This window comes from Peribacillus sp. R9-11 (genome assembly GCF_031345095.1).
Taxonomy (GTDB): domain Bacteria; phylum Bacillota; class Bacilli; order Bacillales; family DSM-1321; genus Peribacillus; species Peribacillus butanolivorans.
The window spans coordinates 1,761,324-1,781,835 of record NZ_CP133763.1 but is presented as its reverse complement, the minus strand read 5'-3'; the positions used below and the strand labels follow the sequence as shown (position 1 = coordinate 1,781,835).

Sequence of the window (20,512 nt, the reverse complement as noted above, 5' to 3'; positions counted from 1 at the left end):
GAATTTCAAAAAGTAATGGAGATGCGCAAAAAAATTGACAAAAAAATCCGGAAGAGAAAATCCCTTCCGGACTACCAAAAAATATTAAGTTTCTTCTTTATCAATGATATCAGCAAAGAGGCCGTATACATATTTCTCAGCATCGAATTCCTGAAGATCGTCCATTTTTTCACCAAGCCCGACAAATTTAACGGGAATAGATAGCTCGTTGCGGATTGCCAAGACAATTCCACCTTTCGCTGTGCCATCAAGCTTCGTTAAGACTATTCCAGAAACATTGGTCGCTTCCTTGAACGTCTTCGCTTGAATAAGCGCATTTTGTCCTGTTGTTGCATCAAGAGCAAGTAACACTTCATGTGGTGCACCAGGTATTTCACGTTCAATTACACGTTTCACCTTTTCCAATTCCTTCATTAAATTCACTTTATTTTGCAAACGTCCAGCTGTATCACAAATCAGGATATCCGCCTTACGTGCCTTAGCAGCCTGAATGGCATCGAACATAACCGCGGCAGGATCAGAACCTTCTCCTTGCTTGATTACACTGACACCAACACGTTCTCCCCATACCTCGAGCTGTTCAATCGCTCCGGCACGGAATGTATCACCAGCTGCTAATACAACCGATTTACCTTCTGCCTTAAACTTATGAGCAAGTTTACCAATTGTCGTTGTTTTACCTACCCCATTCACTCCGACAAACAGAATGACAGTTAAACCATCTTCTTGTATGTTCAGGCTTGATGTCTCTTCCTCATCACCTTGATAGATTTCAACAAGTTTTTCGGAAATAACAGATTGCACTTCTCTCGTATCAGAGATATTGCGGAGTTTCACTTCCATTTTTAATTGATCGATTAATTCCATTACCGTATCGAAGCCTACGTCAGCCTGGATAAGGATTTCCTCAAGTTCTTCAAAAAAGTCTTCATCCACTTTCCGGTAACGGGCAACGAGTTCATTAACCCGTCCAGTAAAGGAATTCCTCGTCTTAGTTAAACCTTGCTTAAATTTTTCGCCAATGGATACTTCTACTTCTTTTTCTTCCTGGGTCGTAAATTTTTCTTTTAGCTTCTTGAAAAAACTCATTGTCCCACTTCCTCTAATTCATGAATTTATACTTCTACAAAGTTCTCTGATTCTTCCATGCGGACGGAAACGAGTTTGGAGACACCTGACTCCTGCATCGTAATGCCATAGAGGACATCTGCCTCCTCCATCGTACCTTTACGATGAGTAATCACGATAAACTGTGTTTCCCTACTGAATTTCTTTAAAAATTGGCTGAAACGTACTACGTTCGCCTCATCAAGAGCTGCCTCGACTTCATCAAGGATACAGAAAGGCACTGGTCGAACTTTTAAAATGGAGAATAAAAGTGCAATCGCGGTCAACGCTCGTTCTCCACCGGATAAGAGACTTAAATTCTGCAATTTTTTCCCCGGTGGCTGAGCAATGATATCTACTCCCGTATTAAGTAAATCATCTTGATTTGTCAGCTTCAACTCAGCTCTACCCCCGCCAAACAACGCTTTAAAGACTTGCTCAAACTCTTCACGAATCGCATAGAAGGTATCCGCAAAGCGGCGTTTCATTTCATCATCCATCTCATCGATAACTTGGAATAATGTATCTTTCGCCTGCTGAAGATCTTCCTTTTGGCTAAGAAGGAACTCATAGCGTTCGGCCACACGCGCGTATTCCTCAATAGCCCCTAAATTAACCGTCCCTAATTCCTCGATGGCAAGTTTGATGAGCTTCACCTTCTTTTGAGCTTCTTCTACAGGCATCACCAATGGATACTGTTCTTTAGCCCCTTCAAAGGATAGCGTATATTCCTCGCGTAAATGGTCTAGCCGATTTTCTAATTCCACATCAAGTCGGGTTAGTTTAACCTCTTCATCCTTAATCACTTCAACGATACCCTTATAAAGACGGCTTTCCTCTTTTAAGGATATTTCAAACGCTTCAACCTGCGATTGCATTTCGGCTTTTTCTTGTTTTTTCACAAAAATTTCTTCAATTGCTCTATTTTTATCAAGCAATTTCTGCTGTGCCATATCCTCAAGTGTTTCTTCTCCACTCGAACTGTCAGTCATTTCATTAGTCAAGAGTCCCAAATCATCCTTATTTTCAGCAAGTCTGCTTGTTTCTTTTTCAAGATCAGATTCAAGGCGCTCCATCTTTTCTTTTTGGTTTTGTAGCTGTCCACGTTTAGAGGCCAATGTAACTCTTAACTCATTTGTTTCTTCAGAAAGGCTCTCTTTTGAGGTTTGTTGAGATTGTTTTTGTTTCGTCATATCAGCAATTAATCGGTCAAGCTCTTCAATTTCAGTTTTACATGAATCCAAGAGCTCTTCCAATTCTTCCAGTCTAGCTGTTTTTTGCTGTTGCTCTTCTAAATATGAATTTTTATCCAAATCATAAAGATGCAGACGATCATTCACATTTCTTTCCTGCAGCTCCACTTCACGAAGTTCACCCTTTAGAGATTGTTCTTGTAAACGAAGGGTTTCACCTGCTTTTCTGGTTTGTTCAAGCGTTTGCTCTTGAACACCAACATCCACTTTAAACTGTTTGACCTGCTTTTCAAGCTGGTTCGTTTTCGATTCCATGGCGGCAAGTTTTTGGTGCAGTTCTTCCAATTCAGTTTTCCTTGAAAGCAGAGAGGTTGTTTTTTGCTTAAGCGCTCCACCTGTCATTGAACCACCTGGATTGACGACATCCCCTTCAAGCGTTACAAAGCGGAAACGGTGCTGCACCATTTTTGCCAGGTCATTAGCACCCTTTAAATCTGTCGTGATAATGACGGTGCCAAGTAGGTTTGCCGCGATTGCTGCATGTCTTTCATCATATTGGATTAATGATGAACCAGTCCCGACAAAAGCAGCATGGTTTTTCAGCATCGATAATTGGTTCGGTGAAATCTCTCTTCCTTTTATGACTGATAAAGGCAAGAAAGTCGCTCGGCCGTACCGATTTTTCTTCAGGAAGGAGATGGCTTCACGTGCATGCTCTTCGCGCTCTACAACCACATGCTGCATCGCTCCACCCAGTGCCGTTTCAATGGCCGTTTCATATTCCTTTGGAACCTTAATTAATTCTGCAACTGCCCCTTCAATGCCTCGAAGGGTTTCTTTCGCTTTTAAAACTTCTTTAACACCTTGAAAAAAGCCTGCATAATCCTCTTCCATTTCTTCAAGCAGCTCTTTGCGTGATTTTGCTTGTTGAAGGAATTGATAGGCCTTATATAGTGTCGTTTCTTGTTTTTGATACGTATCTTTTGCTGCATTTAGTTTATTCTGCTGATTTCGGAAAAAAGAAACATGGTCTTCAAGCTGCTTGGTCACCTTTTCCATCAGCTGTGTATATTCCTTTTTTTTTGCGGTGATATCTGTTCTTTCCTTTAAAAACTTTTCGTTTTCCTGATCAAGCTTGGCATTTTTATGTTCCTGCTGTGTAAGCTGCTGAAGCAGGTATTGCTTTTCATTTTTTGCCGATGCTTGCTTGTTCAACCACTCGATGTAGTCACTCTTTTTCACTTCGATCATGGCTTCGATATCGCTATTGAATAGGCCTAGGCTTTTTTGCTTTTCATGTAAAATTTCTTGTATGCCCTTTACTTCGGAGTTGAGTGCATTTAGAATTTCCGTTTCTCTTTCCTTTTGTGAAGACAAACGCTCAACCGCTGCTTCGCCTTCTACGATCGCTTTTTCAAGCTGTGACTTATTTTGGGCAGCATTTTTTTTTCGTTCTTTCAATACTTCTTTACGGCCTTCAAGCTTTTCAAGCTCTTCACTCGCATTCAACAGTATTTCCTGAAGTCCATTAATTGATGTCTCAAGTGTGGCTAGATCGCCCCGGACATTTTTGAGATGCTCTTCCCGCTCATGAAGCTGGCCACCCATTTGTTGCTCCATCTCATTATGTTTTTCAAGCTCTTGGGACAAGCTTTCCCATTTTGCATAAAGTTCTTCTATTTCAAAAACGGTTAAAGCTACTTCTATTTGTTCAAGCTCCTCTTTCTTCTCCAAATATTCCTTGGCGAGGGAAGATTGAATTTTTAACGGTTCCACTTGGCCCTCTAATTCATGGAGAATATCATGGACCCGGTTTAAGTTATCCTGTGTTTCCGTTAGCTTCGATTCAGCTTTACGTTTTCTTGTTTTATATTTTAAGACGCCGGCTGCTTCTTCAAAGATAACACGTCTTTCTTCTGCCTTACTGCTTAGGATTTCTTCTACTTTCCCTTGGCTAATGATAGAAAATGCTTCGCGACCAAGACCAGAATCCATAAACAATTCAATGATATCTTTCAGTCGGCAACCTTGATTATTAATGAAAAATTCACTTTCACCCGATCGATACACCCGTCTTGTCACACTGACTTCATGAAAGTCAATCGGCAGGGTATTGGTCTCGTTATCAAGGGTCAAGGACACCTCTGCAAAATTTAACGCTTTTCTCGTGTCACTTCCTGAAAAGATGATATCTTCCATTTTTGCACCACGCAGCGATTTTGCAGACTGCTCTCCAAGTACCCATCGGACTGCGTCGGTCACATTACTTTTACCGCTTCCGTTTGGTCCAACCACTGCCGTGACACCAGGTACAAAATCAATCGAAATTTTATCTGCGAAAGATTTAAATCCTACAACGTCCAAGCGTTTGAGGAACATGACCTTTCCTCCTCTACTGTTCAACTATCTTGTTGAGCTTTTTTCTTTTAAAACGATCAATGCGTGCTCGGCAGCATGCTGCTCCGCTTCTTTTTTCGATTTTCCTACTCCAGAACCCAAATCTTCTCCATTCAAAGAGACAGTCGAAACAAATTCACGATTATGGGCCGGCCCTTTTTCATGCAAAATTTTATATTGCAGGACACCGATAGCATCTCTCTGTATGAGCTCTTGAAGCTGGCTCTTATAATCCATCACATGAGAAAAAGCACCCTCGTCTATCTTCGGAAATACAACATTTTTCAAAAACTGCACAACTGGCTCTAATCCTTGATCGAGGTACAAAGCCCCTATATAAGCTTCAAATACATCCGCAAGCATGGCAGGACGTTCTCTTCCGCCTGTCATTTCTTCCCCTTTTCCGAGTAATACATATTCCCCGTAAGAAAGACTATTGGCAAAGGCAACAAGTGATGGCTCACAGACAATGGCTGCCCTTAATTTTGTAAGCTCCCCTTCACTCATCATCGGATATTTTTGATACAAGTATTTAGATATAGTCAGTTCAAGTACAGCGTCTCCTAAGAATTCAAGCCTTTCGTTATCTTCATAAGGCTTACGGCGATGCTCATTCACATAAGATGAATGTGTAAAAGCTTGTTTCAATAAATTTTCATCTTGAAAATAGAAACCTAAACTTTCTTGTAACTGTTTAAATTTATTATCTTTGATTGATGGTTTACGATTATTTCCGTTCCTACGTATCACACAAAACCCTCCACAACGGTTCAAAAAAAACATATTTTTCCAATATATAAAAAGAAACTTGGCAGGAATTCCTGTCAAGCCTTCCTATGTACCATCATACAGTATAATCCGCTTAATGAAAACTAGCCGGCCGGCTTACAGCTAGGCAGACGGAGGCTCAGTTGGATGTATACTTATTCCCTTAAAATCGGCCGCTGCTTCAGGCTTCTTTAAGTATAAGAGAAAGCTCCGTTAAAAAACGGAGCTTTTAGTCAAAGGACATTTCATTACATAGTGCTTTTTATGTAATTCACAGCATCACCTACTGTGGCGATTTTTTCAGCATCATCGTCCGAAATTTCCATATCAAACTCGTCTTCAAATTCCATAACTAGTTCGACTACATCTAGGGAATCGGCACCAAGATCTTCTTTGAAAGAAGCTTCAAGTTTCACTTCTGATTCTTCAACGTTCAAACGATCTACAACGATTTTAGTTACTCTTTCTAATACATCTGCCAATGTGTTCACCTCCCCTCAAAACATTATAAATTAATTTTGAAAAAAATCAAGAAAATCTACATAACCATGCCGCCATCAACATGAAGTGTTTGTCCAGTCATATATTTGCTTGCATCTGAAGCCAGGAAAGACGTCACTGCAGCTATGTCTTTAGGGTCACCAAAACGTGCCAGTGGAATTTGATCCAGCATCGCTTTTTGGACATCTTCAGGCAATTCCCCTGTCATATCCGTCGAGATAAAGCCTGGAGCAATCGCATTGACCGTAATCCCTCTTGATGCAAGTTCCTTGGCTGTAGTTTTAGTCAAGCCGATCACACCAGCTTTGGCCGCTACATAATTAGCCTGCCCTGCATTTCCGCTAACGCCGACGATTGATGCCATATTGATGATCCTTCCGCTACGTTGCTTCATCATTTGTCTAGTGACTGCTTTTGTGCAAAGGAACACACCTTTTAAATTCGTATTAATGACTGAATCCCATTCTTCTTCTTTCATCCGCATCAGTAGGTTATCACGTGTGATACCAGCATTATTAACTAGAATATCTACTCGGCCAAACTGTTCGATGACCTCTTTGATCATGCTTGTTACCGATTCACTATTTGCAACATCACATTGAATCGCGAATGCTTTACGGCCCAATGCCTTGATTTCACTTACCACTTCATTGGCTTTCGATTCGCTGCCAGCATAATTGATAGCAACATCTGCTCCCTGTCGAGCAAGTTCTAAAGCAACTTCCCTTCCAATACCACGGGATGCTCCAGTTACAAGTGCTTTTTTACCTTCTAAGATCATGCTTATACCCCCTTCAATGCTTCAACTGTTTTAGTTAGAGTATCTAGATCGGAAACTGAGTAAATGTTAACAGAACGATCAATTTTCTTTATTAATCCGCCTAATACTTTTCCAGGACCTACTTCGATGAACGTATCAACACCTAATTCAAGTAGTTTTTTTACGCAATCTTCCCAAAGTACAGGTGAGTACAGCTGTTCAATTAATTTTTCTTTAATTTCTGCCGGAGCGGTAATAGGGTTTGCCGTTACATTTGAAATCACTGGTATTTCCGCTTGTTGAAAGCTCACTTCATCAAGTACATTCTGTAATTTCTCAGCCGCTGGTTTCATCAATTCTGAATGAAACGGCCCGCTTACTTCAAGTGGAAGTGCCCGCTTTGCTCCATTTTCCTTTGCTTTTGCACTAGCCAGCTTTACGCCTTCTGTAGTCCCTGAAATGACAATTTGCCCCGGACAATTTATATTAGCTAATTGAACAGATTCCCCTGTTACAGTAATTTCAGCAGTTATTTCAGTAAGTGCTTCACGGTCCATTCCTAGAATCGCAGCCATTGAGCCTTGACCATTCGGTACCGCAGCTTCCATGAATTCGCCACGCTTACGGACAGTATAAACGGCATCTTCAAAAGAAATAGCACCTGACGCTACTAATGCAGTATATTCTCCTAAACTATGTCCTGCCGTAAAATCGGGTTTGATGCCTTCTTCTTCTAATGCCCTAACAAAGGCATAACTTGTAGTCAATAATGCGGGTTGCGCATTGTAGGTTACCGTTAATTCTTGTTGTGTTCCATTAAAGATAAGCTCAGAAAGTGGAAAATCAAGTTTTTCATCCGCTGTTCGGAAAATTTGCTGAGCTCGCTCGTTTTCCTGAAATAAGTTCTGACCCATTCCTATTGACTGTGAACCTTGTCCTGGAAAGACAAAAGCAATTTTACCCATCAGTTAATCCCCTACCTCTATAAATTATTGATCTTTTTCTATCGTCTTCGCAATGGTTGGAATGACGTCATGGCTAACCATATCACGTGTCTGGCGAATTGCATTATAGACAGCGTTCGCATCGGAAGATCCATGCGCCTTAATGACAGGTGCCTTCAAACCGAATAAGCCGGCACCACCATACTCCGAGTAATCCATTTTATTTTTAATGCCTTTTAGTTCCGGTTTCACTAGCGCTGCAGCAATCTTACTCTTCAGATTGCTCATCAACGCTGTTTTTACCATTTTAAAGACACTCATAGCCGTACCTTCAAGGGTCTTCAATACCATATTGCCAGTGAAGCCGTCCGTTACGACTACATCTGCAGGTCCGTTAAGGAGATCCCTTGCTTCTACATTACCGATAAAGGAAATTTCTGATGATTGCTGCAGCAATGTAAAAGCATGCTTCGTCAGTTCATTTCCTTTTTTTTCTTCAGTCCCGATATTCAAAAGTCCGACGCGGGGCTTTTCAATACCTCGTACTTTTTTTGCATATACAGAACCCATTATGGCAAATTGAAGCAGATGCTCCGGTTTCGCATCGGAATTCGCACCTACATCAAGAAGAACAAAACCTTTTCCATCGATTGTCGGTAAGGTCGGAGCCAATGCAGGACGTTCAATTCCTTCTATTCTACCTACAACAAACAAGCCTGCAGCCATTAATGCACCTGTATTACCGGAAGAAATGCATGCATCTGCCTCTCCGTCAGCCACCTGTTGAGCTGCCAATACCATCGAAGCACTTTTCTTGCGGCGAACTGCACGAACTGGTTCATCGGTACTTAAAATCTTTTCTTCTGTATGTATAACACTTATCCGGTCATGTTCCGTTAAGTATGGACTAATTTCAGCTTTATTGCCTACCAAGGTTATTTCTACATCGGAAAAGGCCTCGACAGCTTTCATTGCCCCTAACACCTGTGCCTTGGGAGCATTATCGCCACCCATTGCATCTATCGTTATTTTCATGTTCTTTCATCCTTTTCTAGAAAGTTAAGAGCGATACATATCGAACTCGCCTTTAAAAACCAGTTCATTTCCCACGTAGCTTCTGACTTCCACCACGGAACGATCTGTAGTGTGGTCCACGTTTTTAACTTTCGCTTTAGCTACCACTCTTTCATTTTCTTTAACAGAACGAGTAAATAAAATGGATGCTTTCGCTGTTAATGCCAGTTCATCATTGATAACCGCGACAGCTAAAGAATTTGCTTGGGCAAAAAGGTGATGTCCCCTTGCAATTCCATTCCGCTTAAAGACATGCTCTTTTTTTATATCTAAAATAGAAATTGCATTTTCATCTAAATTAAGATCAATTACTTCCCCGATGATTTCATCCAAAGGCAAAGCTCTAATTTCGTCACTGAATTTTTTCTCGGCCACGCTTTTAATACGTTCTCGAAGCTCCGGTATCGATAATTCAAGACGGTCGAGCCTAATTGTTTGGACGCTCACCGAATACTTTTCAGCCAGCTCCTCATCCGTTACAAAAGGATTCTGTTTAATCGTTTCGATTAATAATTGCTGGCGTTCCTTCTTGTTTCTTCGCATTTGAAGGTCACCATCCGTAGTATTATGACTAGGTACTAATAGTAGTATATATATTTTAAAAACAGATTGCAAGATATTGTAGAAATTCTCGCAATCTGTTAATGGCTTTCTTTATTATTCATTAATCCAGCTTTTCTCCAGTTAATACGCCTGTTCTCTCTAAATAAGCCCTTAGAGGTGCATATTCTGGTGAATGCCAAAAGCTTTGTGAGGCAATCAATTTTGCGGCATCTGTCCTAGCAACTTCTAGGGTCCGGTAATCGTGGACCATGTCGGCTACTTTGAACTCAGGAAGCCCGCTTTGTTTTTTGCCGAAAAAGTCCCCGGGGCCTCGAAGTTCTAAATCTTTCTCGGATAGGACAAAGCCATCATTTGTCTCGGTCATGATTTTCATTCGTTCTTTGCCGACTTCTGTCTTCGGATCAGCCAGAAGAATACAAAAAGACTGATCACTTCCCCGTCCTACACGCCCTCGCAACTGATGTAGCTGGGATAGACCAAAGCGTTCAGCATCATAAATGACCATCACCGTTGCATTAGGGACATTTACGCCAACTTCGACAACCGTTGTCGAGACAAGAATTTGCACTTCATTGGAACTAAATTGCTGCATTACTTCGTCTTTTTCATCCGCTGGCAAACGCCCATGCATAAGCCCTACTTTATAACGGTTCGCAAAGTACTGTGTCATCATTGCATGAACATCAAGAACATTTTGTAAAGAATCAAGCTTTTCCGACTCCTCAATTAAAGGACAAATGACGTATGCCTGTCTACCCTGCTTAAGTTCCTTTTCCACAAAAGTTAAAATCCGATCAAGCATTTGGTGCTTCGCCCAATACGTTTCAATAGCTTTGCGTCCAGCCGGCATTTCATCAATGGTCGAAGCGTCCATCTCTCCAAACACAGTAATCGCAAGCGTACGCGGAATTGGTGTTGCCGTCATAAATAGAACATCTGGATTTTCGCCTTTTTCACGAAGGATACGACGCTGCTCCACCCCGAAACGATGTTGTTCATCGGTTATGACAAGACCGAGGTTCCTAAAATTCACTTCATCCTGGATTAATGCATGAGTTCCTATCAAAAGGTCTAGTTCCCCTGATTCAAGATTCTGTAATAGTTCTCTGCGCTTCTTGCCTTTCACTGAACTCGTCAACAAGGCTACCTTTACTCCGATGGGTTCTAGCATTGCCTTCAATGATTGAGTGTGCTGCTCAGCCAAAATTTCAGTTGGGACCATAAGTGCGCCTTGGAAACCAGCTGAAATCGTTGCATTTAAGCAAACAGCGGCAACCACGGTTTTTCCTGACCCAACATCCCCTTGAAGCAAACGGTTCATCCGGTAAGGAGATTTCATGTCATTTAAAATTTCTTCGACGACCCTATTTTGAGCGTTTGTTAAAGGAAAAGGTAGGGTTTTTATGAATGCATTCACTTGCTCTCCCTCAATGTCCTGTCCAGTTCCTTTTGACTGCTCACGCTGTATTTTACGAAGCGCCTGCATTTTCAATTGAAAGAATAAAAATTCTTCATACACAAAACGGCGTCTGGCCTGTTTGACATCATTAGCCGATATAGGAAAATGCATCATGCGAAGAGCTTCTTTACGCGGCATCAGTTTGTATGTGGCCAACAGCTGTGGTGGCAAATTTTCTTCAATCATGGCCCCATATTGAGAAAAAGCATTGGCGATAAAGCGACGCATCCCTTTTACAGTAATATTTCCCTTTACTGAATACACGGGTTCGAACTCTTTTTCCCGACTATGGTCCCCGACATGACATTCGGAGCCAGTAATGGTTTGGCGATGTCGGTCCCACTTTCCAGTCACCGTGACGGTTTCGCCAATCGCAAGCTTCGGTTTCAGATAAGGCTGATTAAAAAAAATGACATTTATCAAATATCTGCCTGTAAGTAATTTGATCGTCAGCCTGGATTTTTTCTTCCCAAAGTAACCTAAAGTCGGAACCGTATGAATCTTCCCTTCTACAGTAACCCTCTCATCATGTTCAACCGTTTCTAAATCTCTCAATCGATAATCTTCATAGCGATAAGGAAGATGTTCAAGGAGATCTACGACGGTATGGATCTCCATTTCCTGCAAGGCCGCAGCCGTTTCACCCCCAATGCCTTTAACTGCTGTTATGGGTTCCTGTAAAGCAACGTTCACTTTTTATTTAGCGGCAAGCCAAAGATCTTTGCTTCCAACTCCCGTCCAGTCGGTGTAGCCGCTAAACCTCCTTGTGCTGTTTCTCTCAGAGCTGACGGCATCGTTTGTCCGATTTTGTACATCGCATCGATGACTTCATCACACGGTATCCGGCTTGTAATCCCTGCTAACGCCATATCAGCGGCAACCATTGCATTTGCTGCACCCATTGCATTTCGCTTCACACACGGTACTTCCACGAGCCCAGCAACCGGGTCGCACACAAGACCAAGCATATTCTTTAGAGTAATTGCCATCGCTTCTGCACTTTGTGCTGGCGTCCCTCCCGCCAATTCAACGATTGCTGCAGCCGCCATACCCGAAGCCGAGCCGACTTCCGCCTGGCAGCCTCCTGCCGCTCCAGAGATGGATGCGTTATTCGCTACAACAAAACCAAACGCACCTGCTGTAAATAAAAACTCAATTTTCTGTTCCCGATTCGGTTTTAATTTATTTTGCAAAGCAAAAAGGGTGCCAGGTACCACACCAGCAGAACCTGCAGTGGGTGTTGCACAGATAGTCCCCATAGCTGCGTTCACTTCGTTTGTTGCCACAGCTTTGCTGACCGCATCCAACAACAGTTCACCTGATAAAGCATTTCCAGATTTAATGTAATTCTGAAGAAGAACTGCATCTCCACCTGTAAGGCCTGAAACAGAACGTACACCTTGCAGTCCCTTTTCAACAGCCTGTTCCATCACATCCAAGTTAACTCCCATTTGATCGATAATTTGATCACGGCTTTTACCCGTTACTTCCATTTCCTGTTCAATCATGAGAGTTGATATTTTTTTCTGCTTTGATTCTGCTAATTCTACTAATTCCGCTACATTTCGAAACATATTATCCTCTCCTTCCTAAGTGGAAACGATTGCCCTATTAATCAACAATCCTTGCCACTTGAGTAATGTTAGGGAGTGCTGCAATTTCATCGATGACAAGGTCTTCTAGATTATGATCCACTTCTATGGTCATCAAAGCCATCTTCCCTTTCTCTTTGCGGGACACTTCCATCTGGCCAATATTAATTTGATGCTTAGCTAAAATGTTTGAAACATTTGCAATTGCACCATAGCGGTCATCATGAACAACCAGTATTGCAGGGTTATGGCCAGAAAGCCTCAATTTAAACCCATTCAATTCGATAATCTCGATCTTACCCCCTCCAATCGATATTCCGACAAGCTCAAGCTCACCATCATCATCTCCCACCGTTATTTTCGCAGTATTAGGATGTTCCGGGACGGCTTCTTCTTCCCGAAAAGTAATTTTCATTTTCTTTTTACGAGCTATTTCAAGAGATTCTTTGATTCTCTCGTCAAATGTATCAAAATCAAGCAGGCCTCCTACAATGGCTACATCTGTTCCGTGGCCTTTATAGGTTTGGGCAAATGAACCATAAAAGGAAATACGGGCCCATTTTGGTTCCCTGTTGAATAAATTCCTGGCTACCCTACCGATTCTTGCAGCTCCTGCTGTATGAGAGCTAGAAGGACCAATCATTACTGGGCCAATGATATCAAATACACTTCTAAATTTCATGATCTACTCCTCCTTCTTTAGAACTGAACTCAAAGGAACACGCTGGGAGTTATTTATATTGTACCCAGATTTACAGTCGCTCCATCAAAGCTGTTTATTATCCTATATCGCAAAAATAAACTGCATAGCCTAATGACATATGCAGTTTATTGCCTTTTATTCTTACAGTATCATAACAAAGCGACGGTTCAGTCCCTTATTTTAATGATGCCTTAATTATTCAATTGAAAAAATGAAAGAATATAACGGTTGTTTTCCGTTATGGACTTCAACTTCAACGTCTTCAAAATTATCATTACAAAATGCAACAAGGTCCTCTACTTCTTCTTTAGTTGCATCCTCTCCATATAAAATGGTCAGGATTTCGGAATCTTCATTGATCATCTCAGAAAGAAGGTCCTTTGCTGCCTGAGATTTGTCTTTATCTTTCACTTTGATGGTTCCTTCATCGATTCCCATGAAGTCTCCGGTCTTGATTGTAAGGCCATCAATGTTCGTATCCCGGACAGCATAAGTAATCTGACCCGTTTTCACATGTGAAAGGGCTTCAATCATCGCCTTTTTATTCTCAGAAGCATCTTGTGATGGATTAAAAGCCAACAATGCAGCCATGCCCTGTGGCACTGTCTTCGTAGGAATAACAGTCACATAATCTCCCAGAACATCTGCAGCTTGATTGGCAGCCATAATAATATTTTTATTATTAGGTAAGATGATGACATGTTCGGCATTCGCCTCTTCGACTGCTTTAACAATGTCTTCTGTGCTAGGGTTCATCGTTTGTCCGCCTTCAATAACCGATTTAGCACCGATGCTTTTGAATAGCTCGCTGATACCTGTGCCCATAGCTACCGACACAACACCGTATTTTTCTTTCGACTTTGGCTTCGTTTGAAGCGACGCATTCGTTTCACCAACAATCGCTGTATGCTGTTCGCGCATATTATCGATTTTCATCTTGATTAAACTACCATATTGCTGTCCATAATTAAGACAGTTACCAGGCTGTTCTGAGTGAATATGTACTTTTACAACTTCATCATCAGAGATGACTAATAATGAATCTCCGTATTCACTTAAATCGTTGCGGAACTTTTCTTCATCAAACGAATTGTTAGCCAGCTTGTCACTTTCCAATCGGACCATGAATTCTGTGCAATAGCCAAACACGATATCTTCAGTGTTCATATGTCCTTGCACGTTCATGTGATGCTCGGCACTGACCAAATCATCCATGCTTGGACCGTTTGCTGATCGGACAGGAAGAGCTTCACCCTTCAATACAGCAAGGAAGCCTTCATACACGAAAACCAACCCTTGTCCGCCACTGTCAACAACTCCCACTTCTTTTAATACAGGAAGAAGATCAGGTGTGCGTTTTAGTGAAGCATTTGCCTCAGCTACGATTTCTTCCATTACCTGAATAAGGTCCTGGTGCTTAGCTGCCGATGAAACCGCTTGCTTGGCAGCATCTTTCGCAACCGTTAAAATGGTACCTTCAACAGGCTTCATAACGGCTTTATACGCTGTCTGAACACCTGCATCAAAAGCTTGGGCAAATTCTTCACTATTAATTTCCGATTTATGTTCAATCGCTTTAGCAAAACCTCGGAAAAGTTGTGAAAGGATAACCCCAGAATTACCGCGTGCACCCATTAATAGGCCTCTTGAAAGAGAAGTACCCACTTTCCCGATATGTTCCTGCACATTATTTTGTACTTCCTTCGCTCCGGAAGTCATTGATAAATTCATATTTGTTCCAGTATCACCATCCGGAACAGGGAAAACATTCAATGCATCAACCATTTGGGCATTAGCTGCTAAATGATTGGCTCCTTGAATGATCATTTCTGCAAAGCGCATTCCGTTTAAACTTGTAATTGACACAAAACTTTCCTCCTATTGCTTAAGGGTTCGTCACACGAACTCCCTGTACAAAAATGTTAACGGATTCAACAGCTAATCCGACAGTTTTGTCCAGAGTGTATTTTACCTTTGATTGCACATTATGTGCAACCTCCGAGATTTTAGTTCCATAACTCACGATAATATACATATCGATATGAACTTCTTCCTCTACTTGACGCACTATTACACCCTTTGTAAAGTTTTCTTTTCTTAAAATTTCGGCAATGCCGTCTTTAAATTGTTTTTTGGAAGCCATTCCTATAATTCCGTAGCAATCCACAGCTGCGCCGCCGGCTACAGTAGCGATCACATCATTAGAGATATCAATTTGTCCATATTTTGTTTGTAATTCGATAGACATTTTCTTTTCCCTCCCAAAAATCAAATCAACTAAAGACATTTTACTATAATGTCTATTGTTTTAAAAGTAAATGTCTTACGGTTCTTATTATAATTCAATTTTAAAGTATGTATGTCAAGGTTTTTTTCTTGAAAGTAATTAACTGAAGTATTGCATTCTCACGGTAGGTATGATAAATTATTAAAGTATTTTACAAAGACTTAAGACGACTTTGAAAAACTTAAGCTTGTTGTAGTTAGGAGGGAATTTAACATGGCACGTAAATGTGTAATCACTGGAAGAAGAACTCGTTCTGGTAACAGCCGCTCTCACGCAATGAACGCTAGCAAGCGTACATGGGGCGCTAACCTTCAAAAAGTACGTATTTTAGTTGACGGTAAACCTAAACGTGTATACGTTTCTGCAAGAGCTCTTAAATCGGGCAAAGTAGAACGCGTATAATGTTACGGCATCCTCTCAGGATGCCTTTTTATTTGAAATGGCTGCATTTTTAATGGGTATGCTTTATTTGATTTGGCCTAGTCCTCATTCAATAAAGTCATCACCCATTAATGGCTTGCCTATTCTTTTCATTGTCCTCCAATCATTCCGAAAAAATAACACCCCCCTAAATAGAGAGGTGTTATGGAGATAAGTATCAGCCTTTTTTAAACGCTCCGAGCATAGCCCTTACCAAACTGCCCAGAACTTTTGGCAATTTAATCGTATAAAATTTCATCATGCCCCTCCTCTTTGCATCCCACAAATAAGATGAAGTGGAATTTTTTCTATTACAACATAAGCTTTTAAGCGGATATAGGATGATCGTATATATCCGAATCTGCTCTAAGCATGAATTTTAATCACTGCTTCTTATCACCATTAATATGCCTTCCTCAAATGAAACATTCCCACAATCAGAAATTAGTTCATTGCTAATGCAGAGTGTCGACCCTATCTCTAGCCTTGCGTCAATTAGCGGATATTTGAAGCCTGAGAGTGTAATGCCGGTGATTTCTGCTGTAACAGGGAGTAGAGACACATACTTCTTGTCTTTCAATGCAGTGACCTTATAAGAGCCCGGTGTCTTTACTGAAAATATATTTTGTTTATCAACTATGTACATATCTATTTCCTTATGAACAGGAAGGATGCTTTCTTTCTGAAGTAACTGGATATTACCAAGAAAATGATCCAATCTCCCTCCTGTAGCACCCAATATATGAATTTCACTTGGTTTTTGTTCTACAGCCCATTTAAAAGCAATTTCTAGATCTGTTTCATCCTTCTCAGAAGGATATAGATTGATATGTTCCAGTCTTTGATTAATACTCATATATTCATCTTCTGAAACTGAATCAAAATCGCCGAATACGTACCTAGGCTCTATATCATTTTCAAGCAGCGCCCACACTCCCCTATCGACTCCAACCCATAAATCTGTCATCTCTTTATATACTGTTAAATCCGGCCACAAATTCTCAGGGCCTCCAGCCATTATACTAATAATCATGAAATCATCCTTCTTCATAAAATATTCTTATCGCTCATATCGTTACAGAAACATCGTTTTTATTTATTAGCACATACTTTCTGTGTAAAAAAAGCCGATCACTATCATACGAATATGATAATGTCGGCTTTTTTCTTTTAGTTTCCACGAATCCTTTGAATAGCTGCATGGCGATCTTCTTGATTATATATGGCAGATCCGGCCACAAGCACGGTTGCCCCTTGCTCGATACAAAGTTTAGCCGTTTCTTCATTTACTCCGCCATCAATCTCAATTTCAAGCTTTGGATTATATTTGTCTGCCATCGCCTTCACTTCAGCAATTTTCGGTAGTACGGATGCGATGAACTTTTGCCCGCCAAACCCTGGGTTAACAGTCATTAACAACACCATGTCAATATCTTCGATTATAGGCTGAATTAAGGAAGCCGGAGTAGCCGGATTAAGCACAACGCCTGCATTCACACCAAAAGATTTTATTAACTGAATCGTGCGATGCAAATGCGTGCATGCCTCAACATGTACAGTTATATAATCAGCTCCCGCTTTCGCGAATGCTTCGATATAACGATCAGGGTGTTCAATCATCAAATGGACGTCAAGCGGAAGCCTTGTCACCGGTCGGATAGCATCGACAATTAATGAGCCTATCGTAATATTGGGCACGAAATGACCATCCATGACATCCACATGGATAAAGTCCGCCCCGCCCCTTTCCACATCCAGAATCTCTTCTCCAAGTTTTGCAAAATCAGCTGATAAAATAGATGGTGCAATTTTAACCATTCTAATACCTCGGCTTTCTATCTCTAATTTCCTCTAAAAACTGCATATAGTGCTCATAACGATACCGTGGAATCTCTCCTGTATCAACAGCTTCCTTCACAGCACACTTCGGCTCTTTGTCATGCAAGCAAGCCCGAAATTTACAGTCTTCTCCATGCTTATGCATTTCTGGGAAGCAATAGGATAAGCGTTCAGCTTCCATTTCCATAAATTCAAGTGAACTAAATCCAGGTGTATCCGCAACAAGTCCAGAACCAATATGAATCAATTCTACATGACGCGTGGTGTGCTTTCCACGTCCTAAGTGGGACGATATATCATCTGTCTTTAAAGCCAATTCAGGATTGATTGCATTCAGCAATGAAGATTTCCCAACCCCTGACTGACCGGCAAATACACTTGTTTTTCCTTCTATATAAGGAACAAGCTCTTCAATACCACCAGTGGAAACTGAAGAAGTCTCCAGCACTGTATAGCCCAACTTCTGATAGTCTTTGATATACTGAGACAATTTCTCTTTGCTCTCAGCAGTCACTAAGTCCATCTTCGTTACAACGATAATGGGTTCGATTTCGTTATCTTCAATAAGAACGAGAAATCTATCAAGCAAGGCTGGGCTGAAATCAGGTTCAACGGCCGAAAACACAAGAATGGCTTGATCTACATTTGATATCTGAGGACGAATCAATTCATTCTTACGTGGCTTTATTTCGGTTACAGTCCCATCTGTTTTATTATCCGCCTGATAAACCACATAATCACCAACAAGAGGTGTTACCTTATTTTTTCGGAATACTCCACGGCCTCGGCATTGAAAAACCTCTTCTCCATCAAGAACATAATAAAATCCACTTAATGCTTTAATAATTTTTCCTTCGGGCATAGCCACACTCCTAATTTAATATATTTAATTTGGATAAGAGACGGCTTCGTCGATAATGACCTGATTGTCCCGCATGACTTTATATCCGGCTTTCTTATCTGGAGATACCATTAGATCAATCTTTCGTTTTTCCGTTTCTACGATTAAAAATGATTCTTGAGGCTCCGTCATGCTATTGTTGATATCTTCAATGAAAATTTGGACCTCTTGCGCTTTGCCTGGCTCTACTGGATCATACTCAATCGTAATTTCCTCTGTTACCTTTTTTGGAGGGATTTCTTCTTTCCCTTTTGAAAGGACTACTTTCACCGTACTACCTTGTTCGACTCTAGTAGCCGGTTCAGGTGACTGAGATATGACAAGCCCCTCTGCAATGGAATCATTATAGACTTTATCTTCCACCTCAATCTTTATTCCACTGTCATTAGAGTAATCATTTAGGCCAGCTTCATTGAAACCGGTTAGGTTCTTTAAGCTTAATCGATCTGCACCTTTACTTATAGTAAACTCTAGTTCCGTTTCGGATGGTACGATTTCGGTACCTCCCGAAGGAGTTTGTTTTATTATCGTACCTGCTGCACTGTCATCATACTCTTCGGTCACGACAATGTCCTTGAACCCCATTTTTTCAAGGAAGGATTCGACATCTGAATACTTTCTGCCTTCATAGCTAGACAACGAAATCGTTTCTTTACCAACACTCTGGTAAATATCAATTTTCGCACCTACCTTGACCGTCTTGCCTTGCTTAGGGTTCGTTTTAATCACTAGGTCTTTTTCGACCTCTTCATCTTCAATCTCAATCGTATTTCCAACAACCAGTTTCAAATTAACCAATTCAGTAATAGCATCATCCAACTCTTTCCCTTTAAGATCAGGGATGGTAACTTCCTTCGAATCAAGCATCGTCGGTGCAAGAGTTATAAATAAAACAGCAAGCAGGGCAAGAACTAAAAAGATGGTAACTAAAATGGTAGACAATTTTTTTCGTTTTTTATCTTTTTGTTTTGACTTTGTTTTTTGTTTTTTCTGTTTCTTTTTTGTTTTAGTGTCCGCTTCTGACTCACTATCCTCATCATCCGCATAGACTAGAGTGTTTTTTTCCGGGCCCCTTACTATTGTCTCATCAATACTTGAAAGTTGATCATCCGTGATGATTGGTATGGCCTTTGTTGCATCATGATCTTCAGGAATAGCAAAAGGAGATTCATTTAAACGCTCTGGATTAAGCGACGTTCGAATATCATCTTCCATTGAATCTACACTTTCATAGCGGTAATATGAATCTTTTGCTGTCGCTTTTAAGATAATATTTTCCACACTTTGTGGTATTTCAGAGTTCCAGCGTTTTGGCGAAGGAGTTTCTGATTGTAAATGTTTAAGAGCTATCGAAACGGCAGATTCACCTGAAAAGGGTAATCTCCCCGTTAGCAATTCAAACATGACGATACCAAGTGAATAAATATCAGATTTCTTATTGGCCATTCCGCCTCTAGCCTGTTCTGGAGATAAATAATGAACAGAGCCTAAGACTGCGTTCGTCTGAGTTATATTCGTTGCACTTAGGGCCAATGCAATACCAAAGTCCGTAATTTTGACGGTTCCTTCTTTATCAATCAAAATATTCTGTGGCTTGATGTCCCGATGGATAATCCCGTTATGATGGGCATGGGAAATCGCTGCCGTAATTTGCTTCATGATATCCAAGGCTTTTTCAACCGGAATCGGATAATATTTTTGTATGTATTGCTTTAGTGTAAAACCGTCCACATATTCCATGACAATATAATAGATAGCATCTTCTTCACCAACATCATAAATACTTACAATATTCGGATGAGCTAGACTTGTTGCTGATTGTGCTTCACGATTAAAACGCTTGATGAACTCTTCGTCATTATTAAAATCCATGCGAAGGATTTTCAACGCTACATCACGGTCCAAAATCATATCCCTTGCAAGGTAAACATTCGCCATACCGCCGCCACCGACCATCTCGATCAGTTTATAACGGCCGTTGATTCTTCTACCAATCAACATTG

Annotated in this window: 19 protein-coding genes; 1 reads left to right on the top strand and 18 read right to left on the bottom strand. The window is 40.9% G+C overall.

What is annotated here, in order from left to right; all coding sequences use genetic code 11:
* Nucleotides 1-84: 84 nt before the first annotated feature.
* From ftsY to RE409_RS08545, 13 genes are all read right to left on the bottom strand, one after another.
* The gene (gene ftsY / locus RE409_RS08605) at nt 85-1,089 is read right to left on the bottom strand and encodes a signal recognition particle-docking protein FtsY (protein ID WP_056526680.1); all 1,005 of its coding nucleotides are present in this window, start codon (nt 1,087-1,089) and stop codon (nt 85-87) included.
* A 26-nt stretch (nt 1,090-1,115) separates the two neighbouring features.
* Nucleotides 1,116-4,679 (bottom strand): chromosome segregation protein SMC, encoded by a 3,564-nt coding sequence (gene smc, locus RE409_RS08600; RefSeq protein WP_201249825.1) that lies wholly within the window; start codon nt 4,677-4,679, stop codon nt 1,116-1,118.
* 24 nt (nt 4,680-4,703) lie between these two features.
* Nucleotides 4,704-5,444, bottom strand: a complete 741-nt coding sequence (gene rnc, locus RE409_RS08595; RefSeq protein WP_053348012.1) for a ribonuclease III — start codon at nt 5,442-5,444, stop codon at nt 4,704-4,706.
* Nucleotides 5,445-5,713: 269 nt separating this feature from the next.
* Entirely contained in the window at nt 5,714-5,947 is a 234-nt protein-coding gene (locus RE409_RS08590) for an acyl carrier protein (RefSeq protein ID WP_053345291.1), read from the bottom strand.
* Nucleotides 5,948-6,003: 56 nt separating this feature from the next.
* Complete coding sequence (gene fabG / locus RE409_RS08585) at nt 6,004-6,747, bottom strand: 3-oxoacyl-[acyl-carrier-protein] reductase (RefSeq protein WP_098175375.1); 744 nt, start codon at nt 6,745-6,747, stop codon at nt 6,004-6,006.
* A gap of 2 nt (nt 6,748-6,749) precedes the next feature.
* Complete coding sequence (gene fabD / locus RE409_RS08580; RefSeq protein WP_201181473.1) at nt 6,750-7,691, bottom strand: ACP S-malonyltransferase; 942 nt, start codon at nt 7,689-7,691, stop codon at nt 6,750-6,752.
* A gap of 24 nt (nt 7,692-7,715) precedes the next feature.
* Complete coding sequence (gene plsX, locus RE409_RS08575; protein WP_056526668.1) at nt 7,716-8,705, bottom strand: phosphate acyltransferase PlsX; 990 nt, start codon at nt 8,703-8,705, stop codon at nt 7,716-7,718.
* Nucleotides 8,706-8,729: 24 nt separating this feature from the next.
* Nucleotides 8,730-9,287 carry a transcription factor FapR gene (gene fapR, locus RE409_RS08570; protein ID WP_056526665.1) on the bottom strand — a complete coding sequence of 186 codons (558 nt, stop codon included), beginning with the start codon at nt 9,285-9,287 and terminating at the stop codon, nt 8,730-8,732.
* A 121-nt stretch (nt 9,288-9,408) separates the two neighbouring features.
* Entirely contained in the window at nt 9,409-11,460 is a 2,052-nt protein-coding gene (recG, locus tag RE409_RS08565; RefSeq protein ID WP_201181475.1) for an ATP-dependent DNA helicase RecG, read from the bottom strand.
* Nucleotides 11,457-12,341, bottom strand: a complete 885-nt coding sequence (gene sdaAA, locus RE409_RS08560) for an L-serine ammonia-lyase, iron-sulfur-dependent, subunit alpha (protein WP_053345285.1) — start codon at nt 12,339-12,341, stop codon at nt 11,457-11,459. Before sdaAA ends, recG begins: the two co-directional genes overlap by 4 nt.
* A gap of 37 nt (nt 12,342-12,378) precedes the next feature.
* Nucleotides 12,379-13,041, bottom strand: coding sequence for an L-serine ammonia-lyase, iron-sulfur-dependent subunit beta (gene sdaAB, locus RE409_RS08555; protein ID WP_201181477.1), 663 nt, complete (start codon nt 13,039-13,041; stop codon nt 12,379-12,381).
* Between the two features lie 216 nt (nt 13,042-13,257).
* Entirely contained in the window at nt 13,258-14,928 is a 1,671-nt protein-coding gene (locus RE409_RS08550; RefSeq protein ID WP_201254407.1) for a DAK2 domain-containing protein, read from the bottom strand.
* A 19-nt stretch (nt 14,929-14,947) separates the two neighbouring features.
* The gene (locus RE409_RS08545; protein WP_053345282.1) at nt 14,948-15,310 is read right to left on the bottom strand and encodes an Asp23/Gls24 family envelope stress response protein; all 363 of its coding nucleotides are present in this window, start codon (nt 15,308-15,310) and stop codon (nt 14,948-14,950) included.
* Between the two features lie 252 nt (nt 15,311-15,562).
* Between RE409_RS08545 and rpmB the strand changes: the two genes are divergently transcribed.
* The gene (gene rpmB / locus RE409_RS08540) at nt 15,563-15,751 is read left to right on the top strand and encodes a 50S ribosomal protein L28 (protein ID WP_034313767.1); all 189 of its coding nucleotides are present in this window, start codon (nt 15,563-15,565) and stop codon (nt 15,749-15,751) included.
* Nucleotides 15,752-15,947: 196 nt separating this feature from the next.
* Here rpmB and spoVM read toward each other — a convergent pair whose 3' ends face one another.
* The 5 genes from spoVM to pknB form a co-directional block, all read right to left on the bottom strand.
* Nucleotides 15,948-16,028, bottom strand: a complete 81-nt coding sequence (gene spoVM / locus RE409_RS08535; RefSeq protein WP_034313769.1) for a stage V sporulation protein SpoVM — start codon at nt 16,026-16,028, stop codon at nt 15,948-15,950.
* Between the two features lie 120 nt (nt 16,029-16,148).
* The gene (locus RE409_RS08530) at nt 16,149-16,802 is read right to left on the bottom strand and encodes a thiamine diphosphokinase (protein ID WP_201181481.1); all 654 of its coding nucleotides are present in this window, start codon (nt 16,800-16,802) and stop codon (nt 16,149-16,151) included.
* Between the two features lie 137 nt (nt 16,803-16,939).
* The gene (rpe, locus tag RE409_RS08525; RefSeq protein WP_201181483.1) at nt 16,940-17,587 is read right to left on the bottom strand and encodes a ribulose-phosphate 3-epimerase; all 648 of its coding nucleotides are present in this window, start codon (nt 17,585-17,587) and stop codon (nt 16,940-16,942) included.
* Nucleotide 17,588: 1 nt separating this feature from the next.
* Nucleotides 17,589-18,470, bottom strand: a complete 882-nt coding sequence (gene rsgA / locus RE409_RS08520; RefSeq protein ID WP_201221448.1) for a ribosome small subunit-dependent GTPase A — start codon at nt 18,468-18,470, stop codon at nt 17,589-17,591.
* A 24-nt stretch (nt 18,471-18,494) separates the two neighbouring features.
* Nucleotides 18,495-20,510, bottom strand: coding sequence for a Stk1 family PASTA domain-containing Ser/Thr kinase (gene pknB / locus RE409_RS08515; RefSeq protein WP_201249827.1), 2,016 nt, complete (start codon nt 20,508-20,510; stop codon nt 18,495-18,497).
* Nucleotides 20,511-20,512 lie beyond the last annotated feature (2 nt).

Coding starts and splice junctions, on each gene's coding strand:
- rpmB (WP_034313767.1), top strand. CDS start 15,563: ATGGCACGTAAATGTGTAATCACTGGAAGAAGAACTCGTTCTGGTAAC.
- spoVM (WP_034313769.1), bottom strand. CDS start 16,028: ATGAAATTTTATACGATTAAATTGCCAAAAGTTCTGGGCAGTTTGGTA.
- plsX (WP_056526668.1), bottom strand. CDS start 8,705: ATGAAAATAACGATAGATGCAATGGGTGGCGATAATGCTCCCAAGGCA.
- RE409_RS08530 (WP_201181481.1), bottom strand. CDS start 16,802: ATGATTATTAGTATAATGGCTGGAGGCCCTGAGAATTTGTGGCCGGAT.
- sdaAB (WP_201181477.1), bottom strand. CDS start 13,041: ATGAAATTTAGAAGTGTATTTGATATCATTGGCCCAGTAATGATTGGT.
- fabD (WP_201181473.1), bottom strand. CDS start 7,691: ATGGGTAAAATTGCTTTTGTCTTTCCAGGACAAGGTTCACAGTCAATA.
- smc (WP_201249825.1), bottom strand. CDS start 4,679: ATGTTCCTCAAACGCTTGGACGTTGTAGGATTTAAATCTTTCGCAGAT.
- pknB (WP_201249827.1), bottom strand. CDS start 20,510: ATGTTGATTGGTAGAAGAATCAACGGCCGTTATAAACTGATCGAGATG.
- ftsY (WP_056526680.1), bottom strand. CDS start 1,089: ATGAGTTTTTTCAAGAAGCTAAAAGAAAAATTTACGACCCAGGAAGAA.
- rsgA (WP_201221448.1), bottom strand. CDS start 18,470: ATGCCCGAAGGAAAAATTATTAAAGCATTAAGTGGATTTTATTATGTT.
- rpe (WP_201181483.1), bottom strand. CDS start 17,587: ATGGTTAAAATTGCACCATCTATTTTATCAGCTGATTTTGCAAAACTT.
- RE409_RS08545 (WP_053345282.1), bottom strand. CDS start 15,310: ATGTCTATCGAATTACAAACAAAATATGGACAAATTGATATCTCTAAT.
- fapR (WP_056526665.1), bottom strand. CDS start 9,287: ATGCGAAGAAACAAGAAGGAACGCCAGCAATTATTAATCGAAACGATT.
- sdaAA (WP_053345285.1), bottom strand. CDS start 12,341: ATGTTTCGAAATGTAGCGGAATTAGTAGAATTAGCAGAATCAAAGCAG.
- fabG (WP_098175375.1), bottom strand. CDS start 6,747: ATGATCTTAGAAGGTAAAAAAGCACTTGTAACTGGAGCATCCCGTGGT.